The following is a 19638-nucleotide window of genomic DNA, read 5'->3' as shown; positions in this document are numbered from 1 at the left end:
CTCCCTATAAGTATTTCTTAAAGCGGCTGGCCGTCATGGCTACCATTAATCCCATCAACAAACTGACAGGTACAAAGACATAAGCAGGGGTGATTCTGACGGGCAAGGCAAGCCACAGCATGAGTAAAATCACCAGTCCCTTTTTTAAATAGTGATTAAGCCTGTGGAACACATATGAGGATTCACGACCTAAACAAGCGGTGCGTATTGCTCTTTGATTTAGGCCGTCAACCAGGCCTGCAATCATGGTTAAAGCAAATAAGGGCAGGGCAGCGAATAGGATAATGAGTTTGATTAAAAGGCATTGGCTGCTTAATAAAAGGATCTGCAAGAATTGTTGTGATTTTTCGATTAATTCCTTGGCAAGATCGTTGATGGCTAATTTGTTTAAATAAGGAATGGTAAATGCCCAATCTGGTTTGGCATTTAAAGGAAGTGCTGCCAGCAGTGAGCCTTGATAAACAGGGGTGATAGCCTCTCTTTGAGTGTTTACAAGGGTATTCACTTTTTCAAAAGCAAAGGAGTAGCCATGCAGCAGCCATTGACTTAAAGCCCAGATAATAATCGCTAACCAACCTAAGAATAGCACTATGGTTAATTGCATGGTCAGTTGCCTTGAATATTGCTTTACTGCCATACAGCCCCCTCAGCAATGATTAAGGGGTAATGTTGTTCGTGAAGGTATGCAAGCAATGGATCAACATTGACAGGCAGTAACGGTAATTTGAATTTTTCTTGCAAAGCGACAATGGTTTCAAAGTCATTGACGTTGGTAATGAATCCTGTGGCTTGCATGGATTTTAATTCTTCTTGATGCTGCTCTAACCATTGAGTCGACGCTTTATTCGCACCTATGACAAACAAAGGCATGTTTAATAAAGTGGTATCCAATGTTTTGCGACTGACTTTGCCGGCGGTGGCTTTGCTTTTGGCTGGTACTCCTATTGGGCTGGACAGATTTAATTTTAATGACGTATCACTTTGTGACAGGGTTAACGGAATGACATTCATGCTATGAACATTCAACGCGCTCAACAATAAGAGCATAATCCTAATCATTAAAATCGCCCTAAATCGACGACTTGGGAATTTTTACCATTGGCTATTAACAGTAATGGAGTTTGTTTCTTGGCAAGCGTTAAGCTTTCAAATTGTTGGTTGCCAGAGGTTAGGGTGACTTGTTGGCTGGTCACTAATTGAATAGGGATTTGATGTCGGTTCGCCCATAACTGTATGGCGTAATTGTCCATATCCAAAAACAACAGGTTAAGTTTTGTATTGGGAGTGCGGTTAATCGCGTCAACCAGTTGCAGAACAATCGTGGTAACAGCATCGTCAGGTCTTACAAATAAATAGAGTGTTTCACCTGTTTTTAATTGAATAGGTTGATGTGCATAGGGTGAGTAAGGGGAGGGATCAAAATCACCAACCACGGGTACATCTTTAAACAGTTCGTTATAGGCTTTGTAAAAGGCATTGTTCCAAGTGATATTTTGCGCCACCTTTTGCGCTTCCTGGCGGGCAGCCAGGCTGGCAAAATGTTCACGCTCCACATCATCTCTGGCGTTAAGTCCAAGGATATCAATCGGTGTCATGCGCAAGTCTTTATAATACACGCCACTCCTGCTCTGCATTAATTGCAGATAGCGTTTTTCTTCCTTTTCATTTAATCCCCAGACTTTCGCTGCTTGCTTTTGAGCATCATTTAGTTGGAAATCTTTTTCTTCGATGACTTCATCATGAAACTCAGTAAGCCCTGCTTTTGCCAAGGCATTGTCGGCTTGTTGCATGGGTGAGGTGGCAATGCCAGGGATATACAAACCAGCGATGGCCTGTTGCCCAAGAACTAATCCCATGGCTAGGGTAGATAGCTTAAGCATGGCTCACCTCATGTTGATTTAAGTGAACCAGTACATGAGCTTTATCAGCGTTTTCAAATTCTATGATTTGCTTAGCAAAATCGATTTCAAAAACTGTCCAACCAGCTAGCGTATCGCCTTTTTCCAATGCTTGGGTTTTGTAATGGTAAGCAAGGGATGAAACGGGTATTTCTTGGATGCTGTCTATGCTTAGCACCTTAAACGGCAGCTGACTTGCAGAGAGCATTTTCACAGGTTGCTTTTTCTCATCTAAGTGGCGTAATAAATCGGTAATGCCTTCGAGTTGTTTTTTAATTGCACCTTGTTCCGTAGTAAATATCTCACCTAATTGATGCTCGTCTTTATTTTTCAGTTGTTTAACGAAGTTATTTAACTGGTTGAGGTTTTGGGTAATTGGCGATAAATCAGGTTGTTCTACAGGTTGTTTTAATTGTGTTTGAATAGATGTGAGTTGTTCGCCAAGGATATTTAGCTCATTATGATTTGCAGGCGATTGATTTTTTACACATACAAAAGTAATTAATAAAACATTTAAAACAAGCAGGCTAAGCCATTTAACATCCAGATACTTTTTCATCTTGCGCTCCTTGCAATTAGACTAAAATTGATTTCCCTTAACAAATCGTCTTGTTTGAGCGTGAACAGCTGTTGTCCCACCAATACCGTCAGGCCTCGCTCAATGGTTAATGGTCCAAGATTTCTGCTGACTTGCGGTAATGGTTGTTGAAAGACTTGTTGCAGGCTTTCACTTTGTTTTTCCTTGGGCGCAAGGTGATAACCGGAATAACGTAACCAGTAATGCACTGCGTCACCTATGGTTTGAATGGAGGCAGGAAAATGAATTTGTTGTACGGTTTTCAATGGATTAATTTGGGCTGCCAATGGTTGGTTATTAACCGTGGCATAGCGGCTTACTTGGGTGACATTGGCTGCATGAACTTGCAGCCCACATAACACTAGGCTGAATAGCATAGCTTTTTTAAGCATCATCGCCTCCTGATTGATTTCTAAGTGCCTGTGCTTGTTCATGTTGTGCCACCGCCTTTCGGACAAAGACCTCTTTACGTTCAATATCAAAGTGCTTGGGCGCTTCTATACCTAGCCTGATTAGTCCATCATTCTCAGAGAGTAGATGCACTTTGATTCTGCCTTTATCAATGTAAATTGCTTCGCCGATACGGCGGATTAAGATCAGCATGGTGTTTTCTCCTTTGGGTCTTCAAACAAGTATTTCTTCATTTCTGAGATATGGAATTGAACAATTTGGGGATCTGAAGGTGTGTGTGTTTCTCTTTTCTTTGCTAATACTTCTTGGCGTGCTTGGATGCTTTTTTTGATTGTCAGGCAAGTTTCACAAAAGAGAGGCAATGAAGGCGGATAATGTTCAGTTTTTTTTGTTTTTTCCAAAGCAAGTTTCAGAACTTGATTATCAAATTCTTTTAAACTTTCAGACCACTCAAGCCTGGCAATGTTTAGTACTTTTGCATTGTTATAGGCGGATAACCAGAGATATCCATAGATTGCATTAAAACGTGCAAACAGTATGTCAATTCGTTTATCGCTAATGGGTGGTTGAGCCGAATTGGATAACATTGCTTGCGGGTTCTGGTGCGGAGTCGTCTTCAAAGTCGAAGTTGAAGTTTGCGTCTTTGCAGGATTCAGCGAGGATATCTGCTGCTGATTTTTTACGAGTACTTGTTTGATTGCTTGCATTCGTTTGCTCCTGAATTCTTAGTGGTAATAGTTCATCGTTCCAACACTGTTGGGTTAACCAGTTAGCCGGAAATTTCCATTTGGGAACCCATTCACCTGCGAGTTCCATTTCTTGACGGTTTTGAATTTGTGCCTGAAGGGTATCAAGCATTTGAGAAAACAAATGATCATCAGGACGTAATTTAAAAAATTCCTGAAATGCTCTGGTTTCATCCTGTTTCAGTGGATAAAGAGACCAAAATTTTTGAAATTGTTGCCGCACACACACATACATATCTTGGGAGTTATGAGGTGTGTCGGGTTTTGTGTTTTGTATTGTGTTGGGTTTTTGATAATTTTTATCATAACTTAATGATTTATAATCATTTTTATTGTTCTGGTTTGTGTTGGGTTGCTGTGCCTGGTTTGTGTCGGGTTTATTTAGGACAGGAAAATCCGCATCAGCTAATAGACATTTTAAAATCAGCTGTTTACCAATAGATTGAATTTCAACTAAACCAGCTCTTTCAAGCGCATAGATGATGCGGCGCAATTGCTGACGACTTGGACTGCCAGAATGTTCAAAACCTTGATGTGGTTCAACATAGAGGGCTTCAGCAAGCTGTTGATAGCTGATTTTACGCTTAACCCCTACCAGAAAGGTCTTACGATCCATATATGGACGAATCCCCAGCAAATAAGCTGATTGCTGGATGTAAGGCAATCCCATCAGTGCTGATAATTCATCGGTATTAACAAACAAAAATCCCATTTCTTTATTTCATCCCTAATAAGCACCGCTAAAAACAGCACTTGCACTATCAAATGGTTTCAATTAGTATCAATCAATAACACGAAGTGTGTTGTTGATAACCCATTGTAAATAGGCGCTTTTTAGAGTCAATGGGGTATTTCCGTTTGATAGCAAATGAACCTAAATGAACATGAAAAAAATTATTGGCAGTAGGATTACACAGGCTAGAAAGGCAAATGGGTTGACGATTAAGGTCTTGGCTGAAAGGACCGGGTTGGGGGCTGCCAGGATTGGGAATTGGGAGCAGGGTACGAGGAGTCCGGGGCCAGAGGAGGCTAAAACTCTTTCTAGGGAGTTGAGGGTAGCTGCTTCTTGGTTGCTTTGTTTAACAGACAACCCTCAAGGAGAGTATTTTGACAGTTTAGAGGTTATATTTTAGATGCTGATTCGACTTTAATTTGCTATCCAAATTAAAATAATCCAAGTAATTCATAATGCTGGCGTTTTCGTGCTAACTTCTCATCTCCATTTGCAATTTTTAAGGCAGCTCTCAAATAACCTGAGGCTGAGTTGTAATCTCGACTTTGTTCACAAACTAAGATGAGTCGAGAAAGTACATCAATCAACCGAGGGTTCCGTTTATTAATTGTTTCAAGTTTCTTTCTAGCATCATCATATCTGGCCTCCATGGCGTCTATTGATGCTTCGCAAATCGCTAAATCTAAGGATTCATCATTACAATGTTTTGAAATATTTAGTATTTGGGTAGCACTATCAAGACGTCTTAATTTCATGAATACCTTTATAGTTAACTCACGAATATGTGAAGTCGATTGATCTTTAGATTCAAGCTCATTTTGATCTAATTTATCTACTACTTTCGCAAAATCAAACCATCGCTCAGCCCGATATAATGCATTTAGTTGTTGCAATAGTGCTAGTTTCTCCTTGGTTTTGAAATATTGATTTCCTGCTATATTGGCTGCTTTAAGGTAATCTGCTTGTTCAAGCGATGCGACAACGTCGGAAGTCCAATCTCGAAGTGACATGTTATTTGCGGGAGCAAGATGCATAATACTATTTTGTTTATTTTGAATTTCAACAGCGCTAGTAAATGCAATTTTTAGTTCTTCTATTGATTGAAAACGATCGGTTGGCTGCTTTTCTAGGCAACGTAAGATGACCTGATCCAGTTCTTTACTGATTGAATGATTAATTTCACTAGGTTTTCTAAAAGGATCATATCTTAATACTTGTGCTTGTGTATCATGTGGTAATTCACCAGTCATTAATTGATATAATAAAACACCTAAGCTATAAATGTCGCCGGCTAATAACTCTGAAAAATTACCTTTTCTACTAACGCAATCACAAAATTCCGGCGCAGAATAAAGAACCGTACCTCCATTTTCTCTTGTGCGAACATATATTTCTTCTGGTAGTGCCGAGCTTCCAAAATCTGTTAATTTAACTAACTGGCCTTGGCCAATTAGAATATTATGAGGTTTTATATCACCATGAGATATTGGGCGATCTAACTGCGAAAGAAATTCAACTGCATCTAATACCTGGCTGTATATATTAAAAAGTCTTTGATAGGTATTTCCAAAATGATGACTGCGTTGTTCAAGCTTTTGGGCCAGGCTCTCGCTGGGGAAGTATTCCATTTCTATAGCATACCATTCTTTTTCTGGGGGAACTCGTCCCATATCATATATCTGGATGACATTAGGATGAGGTTTAATGCCAATTAGTTCTTTCCCTTCAGCTAGGGACCGATCAGACAAGGTGATATTTTTTGGTATTTTCACCGCCACAATTAAATTATCTGAAAGGCGTTGTGCTCGCCAAACCCAACCATGACTACCGTCACCTAAACAATCAAGTAATAAATATTTATTACCTAATTGTTTATCTCTTCCTGGTAAAAAATGAGCTGAATTTATTTTCACTTTATGCACCTATATGTCATATTCTTAAGTCGTAACAGACCATCAGAACCTTTTATAAACATCATACGATTAATTAATAGTTGGCAATTGGTAGGCACTTGTATAAATGCGCCTTTATTATTTAGAGCTCCATTTTGAAAAACTTGCTCCAACTCATTAAAATCTGGTAAGGAAACCAAATCTTGACTCCAAAATGAGAGCACAAGTAACTCAGTACTGCTTTGCCAACGAGCTGCCGCGTCTATAAGATTAATTAATTTTTCTAGTAATTTACGCTTTCCTTTATAGGTACCGTCAAATCGTTCATATTCGATCAAGACTTTTGGTGTAACCGTTTTTTTATCAAACCAGATGGAGTCAGAACGAATATCATTTCCAGCCGCACTTGGAGCAGGGCCTTCAACTACTGCCATATAATCAAACTCGTGCCCAAGTGTATTCCATAGGCTACAACCAATGCTGTGCACGTAGACATGCTCATCCTTAACCCCCTGATGTAGCAGCACTGGAAAAGCGTTTTCAATAAAGTCACTATCAAGCTTATTTTGAATTTGCTGGATTAAATTACTCACTGAAACTATCCCATATTTTCAATACCTCTGGTGATTCACCACCATGAACCAATGCTTTTGTACCAATCTTGACTAATAAAGGTGCAGGAATAGAGCGACCACAAATTAATGCTTCACCAGTAGATAAGCTTGGTAATTCGTCTAAATCAGCTTTACTCACCATATCAGATGCTTTTGCAATAAATCTCTGATCATCAGGATTTTTTAATCTCATAGTAATCAACGTATTGCATTGAGAGGTTACATCAGAATCAAGCTTTGATGGTCTTTGGCTTACAATGCCAAATCCAACACCAAATTTACGGCCCTCACCAGCAATTTTCTTAATGATTCTGTGGCTAACGGCATTGCCACCGGCAGGCGCAAAATTGTGTCCCTCTTCATATATAAGAAAACATGGGCGTAAAGGATCTGTTTTGCTAGAAGCTGCCCTGAGGATTTCACTACTTAGCAAACCACAAACTACTTGTTTTGCTGTATCACTTAGGCCTTGAAGATCTATGACTACGAGACGACCTTTACGATTTGAAGGGCGACCTACCATTTGATAGATATCAGTTGGTTCTTTCATAGTAGCCGAGTAAAAGCTCTGAGCTTCATTTAAAATTCGGCTTAATTTCATCGATGCTACAGCAGCGCTGCGTCCATTTAGTGCTTTAGCTTCGGTCTCTGACAGGTCATCCCATGCTCTGATTTCCTCAATGCCATCGCCAAGAAAAAATCTGAGTCTATTAATATCTCTTGGTTCTGTCTTATCATGTGTTCTCCAATAACGAATCGCTACATCAAGAACACGTTGTTGAGGTTCTGTCAGCCCAGGTAAAATTTCTGAAATATCATCCATTTCGAATCGATCAAATTGCAGGGCTAAAGGATTGTTTTTATTTGCATACTTATACTTGAAGGATTCATGCTGAGGTGTATAAATCTGTATTCCCGCTCCTGAACTATGAAGACGCTCCATCATTGCTTTAATTTCAGGTAACGTTTTTTGGTCGCGAACATCTTCAACATCATTAAAGTTATTATTAAAATGCAATTTACCTTTTGCAAGAGCTTTACCATATTCCCCATGAGGGTCAAATACTACGACTGTACCATTATTAATAGCGACTAAACGTTCAATAATTCTGCCAACAGTATAAGACTTACCTGAACCCGTCATAGCCAAAATTGCCATATGTTCAGTTACTAGTTTGTTTACATCTAAAAAAACTGGGACGGTATTTTCACCACGCTCATAACCTATTAAATTTCCTATATGAAGGCTTGTGTGCTCATTAAACTCATAAAAATCTGATAGAAATTGAAAATCAACGGTTTCAACTTTAGCACCAGGATCTAATGGTCTTCTTGGAATTTTAATCTGTCTAGTTGCAGGATCACGGTAGCCAACTAATTCAAGATTAGCATATAAATGCTCCCCGGTTACATTAGCACCAGGTAATAATTCCAGCTCGGTCACCGCATCTCCAAATCCAGAATTATAGAGCATATTGGACCGATGAATTTTCATGATGCGACCTAAAACCGGGACTGCTTGTTCATCTTGTCTCTCTTTATGCATGATACGAACAAACTCGCCTCGTCGGACTGAGAATGAATCCTCTATAATCATGGTAAGTTTAGAGGCCTCGCCTGTATTACCTACCAATTTACCTAATACTTTATGTTTCATATTTTATTCATCCTCAAATAATCCAGATAGCCATATATCTTCTACTTCATTTTTCTTCATTTCTGAAACCAGTGTATTGCGATAATAATCGGTAAATTGTTCTAGCATTTTTAATTGCTGCAAACCAAGTATTTGGGGTAAGGGGACGCTCTTATGATGGCTTTGCATATCAAGAATCATTAGCTTCCACGCAACATTATCTAATGCTACAGAATCCCAATCGGTTTCTTCACCTGCCATTTGTATCATCTGAATTTCACCTTGGTTCCCCCCTTTAAAATGAAACCCAATCAACCCCTCAGAAACGATTTCGACTGGTTCAATGCGTGTATGTTTTTCAGTTACTCGAAATGCAATGGTACGGTTAAATGATCCTAATATCCCTTTAATGAATCGATAGTCCCCAATTCCTTTAAGTTTATTTTCTATCCCAATTAAAGAAGTTGCCTTTTCTGCTTTAAAACCATCAGACAATAACAAATGCTTACGACCTTCTTCCGTCCTTAAATCCTGATACGCTATATTGACAATGGCGCTAAATCGTTGTGCTATGATACTCACAAGAACAGGACCATTCTTATTCCATGGAAAAAGGTTATTTCTATATTGCTCCCAAAACTTTCTTATGACAGAAAGGGTTTTTGCATATTCAGCAGCATGTTGAAGGTGATGGCTAAGTGGTGCCATCTCCCTTTCTAAAAACAAAGGGGTGTCTATGATTATAAGTTGTGGCACCTCATCTTTCTTGAGTGTTCGTTCAATCAACTCATAAGATTGCCTGATTGCAATTAATTCCAGTCTTTTAGTTTGTGCTTCAATGTCAATATCATCTAGCTCTGCCACTGAATCACTTCCTTGAGTGCTCACTTTATTGTCTGCAATCAGCATGTCTGTTTTGACTGCTGCTGAAGAATAAATAAATCCACCTAAGGCTTTTTTGATGCAATATTTTGTCGCAATTCCAGTTAACGACAAATTCATTTGCGCGGGTCTATTCACTGGTTTTATCAACCCGGCATCACGAAATAAGGGCGCAACAGACTCTATATCTCTAATTTGTTTTAAAAGACGGCCAGCACTGCCTGGTAATCTAATTTGACTCTCTACAGCTAATGTTTGCGCCAGACTAGCTTCTCTCATTTGACCATTCCTCTTTTAGTCGTTCAGTATAAATCCAGTATGGGGATTGCTGTAATGCGTTGATTCCTTTATCAGATAAACCATTGCTGCTTAAAAAGCCTGCTTGTTCTAATCGTTCAAAGCCAGTGTCAATCTCTTGGTCACTAAAGGAAAAGATACCCATTCGATTTTGTTTTAATAAATGAATAATTTCTTCTCTATTTTGTAGGTTAAGGGCATTTATACAAACCATTAAACCAAAATCAGTCTTTTCAAGAGATGGTTGATGTTCATCTGATATTTTATGAGGTTGAGTTCCTGGTTTGCCAGCTAAATTAAGTAATTGCAAAAGCCAGTCAGTCACTTCATCAGTGTGATTCAATAATGAAATAGACCACAAAGGCAAACAAGTTGCGGCAAATACACCACTACCTGAATGTGTTTTAAAATAGCGAGTATTAATGGTCAGATTTTTCCATTGATACCCTAGTTGTCGATCGGACTCGCCATCCATCCCGTCAATTCGTGTGGCAACCTCGGAAACGATTTGGGAATAAAGAGATTTGAAACAATTAATATCAGCAGGATCAACGGCTGTTTCTAAAAAAGTAATATTCCAATCTAACGATGAGTATATCTTGCCTGGATTAAAAGGAGGTATTAGTAGCAAACAACACCCGGGTTGGGAGGCCCAACGCCACCAATTTAATTTTTGATTGTCTTCTAATTCTTGAAAATGATTACCATGAATTAATACCATTCCACTCTGAGGAAGCTCTTCAAATAGGTAGGCGTTTAGTTGAGACTGAAAAAAACGGCCATGTCGATGTTGGCTTAATTCAGTCTCTAAATAGAGTTTCATATATTGCCTCCAAAAGTTAACTGTATTTTTAAAATACCTTCGTTTACTAGCAACTTCTGTTCATCATCTGACAGTTGGGGGCTTTGATTTTTTAATAAATCTTCGGCAATTTGACACCAGCGCTCTAAAGAAACTGATGTACCCGAAAGTGCTTCTTGAGCTTGTGATTTCCATTGTTGCAAATAAATATCCAAGCCAATGTTTAAATCATGTAAGGATAAGTCTTTAATGTCTTCCTCTGATATGGCTTTTATTTCCTCTAGTCCTTTCGCACGTAACAATGGATTAATCAGCGGACGAAGTTGGGTATTTGTATGATTGAGTTTCTCTTGGCGATAACGATTAAGTGCATTTTCACAAGATCTCAATTTACCGCCCAAGCCACTCAATTGTCTTTTTATAGGACCTAATAATTGTTCTGGTGCATTGGTGATGGCGGAAAATTGACCTCGATGTGTTTGTTCAACAAACCGCTGACGAATTAAATCAATCTCATCTTCCATACCGTCAAAGCTGTCATGAATCAAAGCAAGTTGATTTTGTAATTCCAATAATATGAGAGGATGGTTATTATCCGTATAATCAACTGGTAGTTGTTCATCTAGGCTGGTGATAGCCTTTCTAATCCGAGCATCTAAATCTAATACTGTATCATTAACATCTTTATATTGTTCAAGAAATTGATGATAGGTTTTTAAAATGTATCCACTGATATCCTCAATTTTTTTAAACGTATTACTCGGCAGATCATAACCGACTTCTTCCGCTAACAGGGAAAGTCTTTCTGAAGCCTTGTTTAATTGCAAAGATCTTAAATAATGCAGTAAAGTTTCAGAACCTGCCTGAGCCTCCTTTTCTTGAGTGGCAGTGTTTCGACTGCCCTGAAGGGCGCCCTGGAGAATATTACTGATTGTTTGTAATGATAAGGTGAATAACCGGCGAGGAAATGGAAAGGCAGCTTTTGGATCATTTTCAATATATTCTAATAAAGCGTCTACGCGTTCATTAATATTTTTAGCGCCAGTTGAAACAAATTCTGCAAATAATCTCGCACGTTCAATACGTTCATATAATGATACTTCTTTGTCTTCTAAAGAAATATTACGTAGATTATCTAGTCTTACTCTAGGCAAGGGATTAGGATAAACTTTTTTCAAATCAGTGATAATTGCTAATCGCCTCTTAATGATTAAAGGAAGTTGTTCAAGCGCATCTTCCAGGCTACCGATTAAATTTTCTTCTTGATTTTTTAGTGCTGAAAAGCATTCATCAGCATCTTTTAAACAATCCAATGCTTCAGTAGTCTGTGTTCCCTGAGGAGACTTACCTTTGGGTGCAAATAAGTCAGCAATTTTGGTATAACCATAAACCTGCTCTAATGTAGCTATTACTTGGGGATAATCATCAGGACCAGTGCCTTCAAGCCAGTTGTTGGCTTCTGTGAGAGCATTATCAAGCTCAGCTCGAGAAATGTTGATATAACATGATGACTTTGTAGAACTATCCTCTAATTTTAAAAGATGCAGCTGCTGGCACCACCACATCCAGTCATCAAAGACATTTTTATCATTCAAACCATTACTGGCGCCAGACCACAAATAACCCCAGTACCATTCTTTTCTGGCCTTTTCAATTGTCCATTTTGAGAGTTTTGCAGGGCTAGCAATTTTTGCCATAAATGCAGGAAAGTGAGCCTGTGCATTTGCTGGCTGCTCAAGATCCTTAAATAACCCTGCCTGTTCATGACGGCTATAGCCTTGGGCTTGAGCTTTACTTCCCACTAACAAACGCCCAAAGAGTGATACCAATGCCTCAACATCAATGTGATGCTCTGGTGTGAGCGCGTGCAAGCCTCCCAGTTTTGGTTGTTGGATTGCAAATAATTTCCACGCATTTAATAAAAGTTGACGATCATCCAGATTTAATTTTCCAGATGGTCGCAAAGGCCAGGCTATTAAGCCACGGGCGGATAATGAATTTCTCCATTGATGAATACGTTGATAAGCAAAATCACGTATACTATTCAGTCGTCCTTTGAATTTGGTTGTAAAAATTTCTTCCTTTAAGTTAAATTGAAGGCAATGTTTTTGAGGTAACCCGATACGCTCTAAAACATCAATTTCACTAGTGTTCAAATGATAGATCAAAATATCATCATGCAGTTGTGCATCGCTTTCATTTCCATTGGCTACATACCAGTCATTTACCGCAACCGAGCCTGTAAACGCCATGATAGGTATACGACCTTCTCCATCTTCACGAACTCTGGCTATTAAAGCATGTAAGTTTTGTAATTCTTGTATATTGTTAACCCAGGCAAACCACGCTAACCCTTTCGGGTGCAGCTTCAGCCCATCACAAAATTGTAGTCCTCCTAATAAGCCTCTTCCTTGGCCTCGAGGTGTTATCTGAATCGCAAGACCGTCTCGTGTTGGATATGCTGGTTCATCATATTGCCATTGTTTATCCAGTAAACGAAACAATCCCGTTAATCTTGCCTGCGCTCGGGATAAAGGGTTCTTTGACCATTCTACCTCCGCTTTTTTCATTGCTGCTTCATGATAGTCGGCCATCATAGCATCGCGAAAGATCATTGAATTATGATGTTGGTTGCGATAGCGCAAATCCAGGCGTAATAACATTGCAACACTAGGGCCGATATGTGTGCCTTCGGATTCTGGGAGTTGCTGCTCTTGGCCAATAAATTTTTCCCATAGTGCATCAGCTGCAAATTCAGCCGCAGAATGACCATAAAGTAAAGCGACCAATTGTTTGAAATCGCTTCGTATTAACGGAATTAATAATCCATCAGCACCAGCATTTTTTTCTCCAACAGCAAAGGTTTTAAGATTTTGCAACAAGGTCTTAAGGTTCAGTCCTTGGTCAACACTGGGATAAAACCATTCATCTTTATCCCGTTGAAACTTGGCATCGCTCAAAGCCAATCGACAATCGCTCTCGGACCATTGGACCAGTCGATAGAGACTGACGACAGGTTCATCATATTCATTGACTAAAGGAAGTAATTCATTAATTCGTTCGTCTGCATTATTTAAAGATATTGGCAGTTGGCCAAATAAAAGTGTACGTGCTAACTGAAGCAATTGTCGGTCATTGGTTTTAATTCCTTCAATTGCTTCCGAATCGAGTACATGTCTGGCCACACGTCCTGATGCATCCAAAACACTATCAAACAGTTCACCTGTAGAGGGAATAGCTTTACCGGCATTGGAAAAAGTCTCTAGCACAGCATCAACATTAGCCATAATGACATTAAACCAGCCAAAATTGGCTCCACTCATAGCATAGGCTGCTTCCACCAAGCCAGTAGGGTAATCAAATCGAAGTTTCGAATTCTCTTTGAGCTGAGCCACATAATCAGAGACGTCAGAAAAGGCATTATGCTCAAGTTCCACTAATTCAAATCGACGAGCAGTCGATTGAATTTCTCGCAATTGTTGACCTAAAAGAGGGGAGCATAGGGCTACATAACGAAGCCAGGGTAATTTTCGGCGGGGATCTTCTTCTTTAATTGCTTTACCAATTAAACGAATTGCTTGTCCATCTAGTTGGCTTGCTTCATCTCGTTCAAGTCCGAAAGTAGCCGCTTCTGCAACTGTTTCTAATTCATCCAGGACAACCAGTACGTAGTGAATGCCAAATTGTTTTAAATATTGATAAGCTGCCTGCACCAGATTGGTGGCCAGTGTTTCATCATAATAAAGTGATTCATCGCTATGTTGTTGGCTCAGTTCCAATGCTTTGGCCAATTCTTCGTGCTCAAATCCCATGGGTTCCAATCGCCTCAGCGCTTGTTTGGCAATTTCACTTTGGATGGAATGATCAAATTTTTTGCTTGCCAAAGGCAATAAGGCTTTATATAACCCATAAGCAAACCAATTATCTGAATTTTGATATTCTGAAGCTACTTGAGAATAGCGTATATACAAACAAAGGTATTGATCGCGTCGGTGTTCATCATCAAAAAGTTGTGCTGATTCCAAACCGCCTTGTTTATTACGAACAAACCAGCCTTTAGAACAGTCATTTATTTGAGCGATTAATTCATAACCTAAACGTGATTTACCTTTTCCCCATTCCCCCTCAACGGCAAAAACATGAGCAAAACGATCGTCCTCATGATCAATGGTTTGAATAAAATTTTTATAGCGGTTAAAAAAAGTACTTTGTCCAACTAAAGGATCTCGAGGTGGATAATCAGAAACTCCGGTTGCAGCCCAACGGTGCTCCTTCACTGCCTTGGCAGTATAATCCTCAATTGATGTATGACTAATTTTACTCATAATTCGCCTTTATTCTTGGAGATAACTCTAATGATTTTTCATTAATTTTAGCAGTTTTTGGTGATTTTATTTCATCACGCCATTGATTAGCTTGAGATCGTATTGCATAACGCAAATGTCTGGCAAAGCGGGAAAATGCTGGTTGGCCTTTTCGTCCATAACAGACATCAGAAAAATCGGGGTGGATTTGATACTGCCCCTGTTCACCACCAATACCTTCTCTGTACTGCCAGACTTTGTGAGCTAATAGTGTGGCAATCACTGGTGATAATGCGATATTTAAATCGTGTTGATTCAAACCCGCAGGATAAAGCGACATATTTAGGCTATTTAAAATTCTTAAGATATAGGCCCCAAGAGAACCGCAACTGAGCTCATCACTCTCTTTGCCTAGCACTAAAACCTGAACCTCAGCAGGATGGTAGGGTGATTGGCCTTCTGGCAACTCTAATAATAATCCGCCACTCCCTTCAACTTGAAGAACATTTTGCTCATATGTAATGAGGGCCAATAAATAACACCAGGGATTTTTTAATACCCAATCAAGATTTTTAAACGCATGATTTTTTTCTGACATCTCTGTAACTGTTTGTTCTTTTGATATTGTTTGAGCACACAAAAGCCAAGCACCATCACCAAAAGATAAACCTGGCTGAACAATCGTCCGCCCAGAACACCAATTAATATCAGGTCGACTGCCATCAGTAATGACACCTAACAGTTTATCTATGGATTGTTTTTGCCATTGAGATAACTGATACGCTGCCCGCAAAACTCTGGCTAAAATTAAGCTTGCTTGATTTTGTTCGGCAGTAGTTCCCAATATTGTTCGTTCAAGAGATGTAAAAGTCGTCATGGCAAGGCTGGCATGAGGATAGAAAGTTTCAATCCAAGCACTCGCATCACCTAATTCGGTGATTAAATGAATTAATACATTCCCATCAGCTAATTGACCAGCTTCCATACACCGCGCAGCCATGATTTGACACCAGCTTTGTTTAATTTGAGCATTTGTGGCTAAAATTGCAGCAATCAATTCATTATCATTAAGCAATTGTGTGCGCACGTTGAGTAAGCGTTGACTGATAATCCATCGAGTATGGTCTATTGTTGAATAGGCTAAGCCTACCAGCAGTTCATTTAGTTCAGCTTCACTAGCTGAACAAGCCCCTTGGGTTAATAATTGATTTAATGGCTTTATCAGGATATCAAGACTCATTCATTATCCTTACGTTCATATGCTTCCTGACTTTCTTGTAATAAGTCATAGAGTTTATCAATATCGTGAAACAAAGGTTTTCCATCCTTATCAATGCCTTTATTGGTAATTTTTGATAAAATGTCTCTATCTAGTGAGTTATCCCCAGCTTCTAACGCATTTTGAGCATCGATTATTTGTTGTTCTGTAATTTGACCTTCGATTAAACCTTCAACTATTAACTTTGCTGAGAGTATTAACCTAGATGCATAACGTTTTTGGTTAATACGTAATTCATGTAATCGAGCAATTTTAATTTGTATTGCAAGAGGTGGAACTGTTATTAAATTACTACCAGTTTCTTCTAAATTCATATTTTTTTGAACAGCGCCATTTGCAATTCTATTTGACTGAGTACTTCCAACTTCAGAATTAAAAAACTCTACTAAGTAGCCTGGTATTATTTGATCACTACAATCTATTGTTACTACTGCAGCATTTAAACTTGCTTCACGATATGTTTCATCTTTAAATACTGCAGCTCTTCCGATTGTTCCTCGAACAGACAAAACAACACTACCTTTTTTAGCTTTATGAGTAGATAATTCATGATGTTTTTTTTCAGAAATAAATATACAGTTGCTAAGATCACATTCACCATCAATTATATTTACTGTTCTAATAACTGGAATTCCGTTTTCTGTATAATCTTCAGTAGAGACTCCCCAGCCCCCAGGACCATCTTTAATTCTTAATACTATATCTTTTAGAGGTTTATAGGGGAAAGGACCGTGTTTAATTTCATTTTCAGCCCAAAGTGATATTGAAGAATAATATTCAGCTTCTAGCCTATTAGAAGATAAATTATTCTTAGAAATTTTTAAACTAATATTCTTTGTTGGTTTTGGAATGCCAGCAAAAAAATTCTTCAGAGACAAATGTATCATCTCTTTGGTTTGTTTAGTTGATATTCTCAATTGTTCAGCTTGGCGTACTTTATCGCCGATGTATTTTTGGGCGGTATGTTTAAGTATAGGAATTGGAACTTTTCTCAAGTCCTCAAGATTAATTCCAGACTGAACTGAACCAGTGATTTGTCTTGTTAGTGCTTTCTGCCCAATTGAGCAGGATAAATAAGCTGTAACATAATACGAGTTTACTAAGTTTGAATTAATTCTTAATCTCGCCACATGCCTATTTATATTGCAAAGTATATTGTTATGTTTTAGTACAATTGCCGGTCTTCCGACATACCCGCCGATAGCAATTAAGATATCACCTGCTTGAACAAATGAACGCTTAAAATTATGATATGTTTCTGATGAGATGAATTGACAATTTTCAGGATCAACAAACATGTTGTCAAAATTTTCGGCTTTTATTACTTTATATTTCTGAGATTTACCTTCTGGTTTTAAAATCCCATAAACTATAGGGTTTTGTTTACACCTAAGATCATCTAGCTTTTCCAAAAGAAATCTTTCCAATTTTACCTCATTGTCAATATATTCTGGATGATAAAATTCAGCATCTAATCTTAGTGAAGAAATTTCAGAATTTGAAACAGTAGAAATATGGAACATCATGCCCCCTTTTTATAAGCACCAACGATTTTATCCAAATCATTAGGCACACCAGCAGCATAATCTTCAATATTATTCTTCACCAAATACCCTAAGGTATCGGCTACAGCCATAAATACATCGGTTTGTGGTTCAGGTAAGAATTGTTTAGGAACATCTTCACGGGCTTTCCGTTTTTGCAGATATAAGATGGAAGTTTTGGCGCCCGTACCTGAGAGCTTAAAGGTATCGGAAGGCAAGGAAATCACTGCTTTGACAATCGCTTTTCCGCCAACAAATTCACCTGTTTTTTCATCCTTTTTACCCATGATGTATTCACGCACATAGCGATCACCAGAATTACACAATACGCCATCGGGTAATACGATTAATAAACGACCACCGGGCTTTAAAAGTTGTAAGCAGCGGTCAATAAAGAGTACTGCAGGATCTATTGAACCACCTTTAACAGGATTCCAGCTTCCTTTACTGTCTGGTTTACTGCCCATAGCAAGACCTGTAGAAGTAGGGCGTAACTCAAATTTGGATTTGCTCCCAGTTCCAACATCAATTAAATCAGTACGAAAACCAGGCCAACTAGTTCCATTATCGCGATCGTAGCCTTGCAAAATACGATTCATATTATTTTCATATTGAGCTTTAGCTTCTTTACCTTTTTTATCGCTGCCAAACTTAGGGGTACCGAAGGGTGGATTGGTACAGATTAAATTGAAACTATTCGGTTTTAGGGCATCGGTTGTTAATGAGTTATCTGTATAAAATATTTGCGCTTTAGGTGCGCCTTGTAAAGCCATATTGACTCTAGCCAGCATGACCATTCTCGGGGCTGAGTCAGCGCCCACAAAACCGCCATCACGCATTTTTTGTTTTAAAGTGTCTCTTTGATTATCAGAAAGTCCACCTATATTATCGATAACTGCATCCATCCGACTTAATGCTACTGAGCCAAAACCAAAAGAGCCACAGGTCGGATCGGCAAATCGAAATTCTCCTGCAACCAGTTCCTCTAAGGTTTTCTGATCATTTTGAATGTCATGTATTGCCATTTCTAGCATGGCCTGTTTCACTGGGTTTGGGGTTAAGTAAACTCCAAGACCACCTTTAGATTCAAAATTGGCACGTAAAAATACATCAAACACTCGCCCCAACATATCACCAGCGACGTCTCCCAATGTTCCCTGTTCTTTAATGATTTTTCCTTCATTAGTCGTCACAGGACCTAGGTTTTGAATTGCTTCAAGTAGGGTACGATAATTTTCTGGTTGAGACAGTCTTAAGTGACTGTTTTTATCAAAAATGGCATTTCTCTGACCATCATCGCTAACAGTGACATAATCTTCGTGAGACTTAAATTCATCAAAAGCTGCTTGGATTTGCGCCACCGCTTTAGTCCCATTATTAGCGACATATTGATAATTAAATATGTCTCTAAAATTAAGTTGCTCACCCTCATAATTAAATATGAGGCTTTCATCATGATGAATACGGAATGTTTCTAAAAACAAAATCTTCGCAACTTCTTCGATAATATCGTTTTTATCAGAAACTTTATCTTTAACAGTTTGATAAACTTGTTCATGAAATGCATCAAGTTTATGCATCAATCGAGTGTATATTTGCATAGACCACTTCAGGGTGGTATTTTTATTTAAACGTTCGAACTCTCTGATTAAATGAAGGTCTGGTATTTCATCTACTGAGTGGGTCCCATCAGTACCATCAAGACCAAACAAGGCAAAGCAACGTTGATTTTGACTGTCTGAAAGATGGGCAAAAACAGGCCAGTCATCAGAAACGTTAGCAAGTAATTCATAAGCCAGCTCATCTAACAACGCCTCTTTGGAAAGTTCCCAATGCCCATCTTGAAGAGCAATTAACATAATCCGCGGGGTTGCATTGCCTTGATCTTCTCCCCAGATCAAACCTGCTTCGATAAAATCATGCTGGCTTTCTAATGCTTGAAATTCAATAAAACCACGATCAAGGTATTGGCTTTTTAATTTGCTGAATTGTTCTGATGTGAATTGTTGCTCTTTCATTGTTT

Annotated in this window: 18 protein-coding genes; 1 reads left to right on the top strand and 17 read right to left on the bottom strand. The window is 38.7% G+C overall.

Annotated features, from left to right (window positions below; genetic code table 11):
• Window positions 1–4: 4 nt before the first annotated feature.
• Genes IZU94_RS07280 through IZU94_RS07245 form a run of 8 tightly spaced genes read right to left on the bottom strand, consistent with a single transcriptional unit; the run spans window position 5 to window position 4344 of the window.
• On the bottom strand, window positions 5–637 hold the full coding sequence (locus IZU94_RS07280) for an IncC plasmid conjugative DNA transfer DtrJ family protein (protein ID WP_203109397.1): 633 nt from the start codon (window positions 635–637) through the stop codon (window positions 5–7).
• Complete coding sequence (locus IZU94_RS07275) at window positions 628–1059, bottom strand: integrating conjugative element protein (RefSeq protein ID WP_203109395.1); 432 nt, start codon at window positions 1057–1059, stop codon at window positions 628–630. Before IZU94_RS07275 ends, IZU94_RS07280 begins: the two co-directional genes overlap by 10 nt.
• Window positions 1059–1880: a TIGR03759 family integrating conjugative element protein gene (locus IZU94_RS07270; RefSeq protein ID WP_203109393.1), complete on the bottom strand. Its 822-nt coding sequence runs from the start codon at window positions 1878–1880 to the stop codon at window positions 1059–1061. Before IZU94_RS07270 ends, IZU94_RS07275 begins: the two co-directional genes overlap by 1 nt.
• A complete protein-coding gene (locus tag IZU94_RS07265) occupies window positions 1873–2457 on the bottom strand; it encodes a hypothetical protein (protein ID WP_203109391.1) in 585 nt (194 codons plus the stop codon). Before IZU94_RS07265 ends, IZU94_RS07270 begins: the two co-directional genes overlap by 8 nt.
• The gene (gene pilL2, locus IZU94_RS07260; protein WP_203109575.1) at window positions 2454–2867 is read right to left on the bottom strand and encodes a PFGI-1 class ICE element type IV pilus protein PilL2; all 414 of its coding nucleotides are present in this window, start codon (window positions 2865–2867) and stop codon (window positions 2454–2456) included. The genes IZU94_RS07265 and pilL2 overlap by 4 nt, the downstream gene beginning before the upstream one ends.
• On the bottom strand, window positions 2860–3078 hold the full coding sequence (locus IZU94_RS07255; RefSeq protein WP_203109389.1) for a carbon storage regulator: 219 nt from the start codon (window positions 3076–3078) through the stop codon (window positions 2860–2862). The genes pilL2 and IZU94_RS07255 overlap by 8 nt, the downstream gene beginning before the upstream one ends.
• Window positions 3072–3473: a hypothetical protein gene (locus IZU94_RS07250; RefSeq protein WP_238400346.1), complete on the bottom strand. Its 402-nt coding sequence runs from the start codon at window positions 3471–3473 to the stop codon at window positions 3072–3074. Before IZU94_RS07250 ends, IZU94_RS07255 begins: the two co-directional genes overlap by 7 nt.
• A complete protein-coding gene (locus tag IZU94_RS07245; RefSeq protein ID WP_203109387.1) occupies window positions 3442–4344 on the bottom strand; it encodes a hypothetical protein in 903 nt (300 codons plus the stop codon). The genes IZU94_RS07250 and IZU94_RS07245 overlap by 32 nt, the downstream gene beginning before the upstream one ends.
• 166 nt (window positions 4345–4510) lie before the next feature.
• On the opposite strand from IZU94_RS07245, the gene IZU94_RS07240 reads away from it, so the two are divergent.
• Entirely contained in the window at window positions 4511–4765 is a 255-nt protein-coding gene (locus IZU94_RS07240; RefSeq protein ID WP_203109385.1) for a helix-turn-helix domain-containing protein, read from the top strand.
• 31 nt (window positions 4766–4796) lie between these two features.
• On the opposite strand, the gene IZU94_RS07235 is transcribed toward IZU94_RS07240, so the two are convergent.
• From IZU94_RS07235 to IZU94_RS07195, 9 genes are read right to left on the bottom strand one after another with little or no spacing between them, the layout of a single operon-like run.
• On the bottom strand, window positions 4797–6278 hold the full coding sequence (locus tag IZU94_RS07235; protein WP_203109383.1) for a protein kinase domain-containing protein: 1482 nt from the start codon (window positions 6276–6278) through the stop codon (window positions 4797–4799).
• The gene (locus IZU94_RS07230; RefSeq protein WP_203109381.1) at window positions 6275–6850 is read right to left on the bottom strand and encodes a hypothetical protein; all 576 of its coding nucleotides are present in this window, start codon (window positions 6848–6850) and stop codon (window positions 6275–6277) included. Before IZU94_RS07230 ends, IZU94_RS07235 begins: the two co-directional genes overlap by 4 nt.
• Complete coding sequence (locus IZU94_RS07225) at window positions 6843–8528, bottom strand: ATP-binding protein (protein WP_203109379.1); 1686 nt, start codon at window positions 8526–8528, stop codon at window positions 6843–6845. The genes IZU94_RS07230 and IZU94_RS07225 overlap by 8 nt, the downstream gene beginning before the upstream one ends.
• A 3-nt stretch (window positions 8529–8531) precedes the next feature.
• Entirely contained in the window at window positions 8532–9668 is a 1137-nt protein-coding gene (locus tag IZU94_RS07220; RefSeq protein ID WP_203109377.1) for a hypothetical protein, read from the bottom strand.
• On the bottom strand, window positions 9655–10509 hold the full coding sequence (locus IZU94_RS07215; protein ID WP_203109375.1) for a hypothetical protein: 855 nt from the start codon (window positions 10507–10509) through the stop codon (window positions 9655–9657). Before IZU94_RS07215 ends, IZU94_RS07220 begins: the two co-directional genes overlap by 14 nt.
• The gene (locus IZU94_RS07210) at window positions 10506–14813 is read right to left on the bottom strand and encodes a hypothetical protein (protein ID WP_203109373.1); all 4308 of its coding nucleotides are present in this window, start codon (window positions 14811–14813) and stop codon (window positions 10506–10508) included. Before IZU94_RS07210 ends, IZU94_RS07215 begins: the two co-directional genes overlap by 4 nt.
• Entirely contained in the window at window positions 14806–16032 is a 1227-nt protein-coding gene (locus IZU94_RS07205; protein WP_203109371.1) for a hypothetical protein, read from the bottom strand. Before IZU94_RS07205 ends, IZU94_RS07210 begins: the two co-directional genes overlap by 8 nt.
• On the bottom strand, window positions 16029–17597 hold the full coding sequence (locus IZU94_RS07200; protein ID WP_203109369.1) for a restriction endonuclease subunit S: 1569 nt from the start codon (window positions 17595–17597) through the stop codon (window positions 16029–16031). Before IZU94_RS07200 ends, IZU94_RS07205 begins: the two co-directional genes overlap by 4 nt.
• Window positions 17594–19633, bottom strand: coding sequence for an HsdM family class I SAM-dependent methyltransferase (locus IZU94_RS07195; protein ID WP_203109367.1), 2040 nt, complete (start codon window positions 19631–19633; stop codon window positions 17594–17596). Before IZU94_RS07195 ends, IZU94_RS07200 begins: the two co-directional genes overlap by 4 nt.
• Between the last annotated feature and the right edge of the window lie 5 nt (window positions 19634–19638).

The sequence above is a fragment of the Legionella bononiensis genome, from assembly GCF_016786215.1.
GTDB lineage: Bacteria > Pseudomonadota > Gammaproteobacteria > Legionellales > Legionellaceae > Legionella > Legionella bononiensis.
The sequence above is the reverse complement of the archived record's forward strand: the minus strand, read 5'-3'. Positions and strand labels throughout refer to the sequence as shown.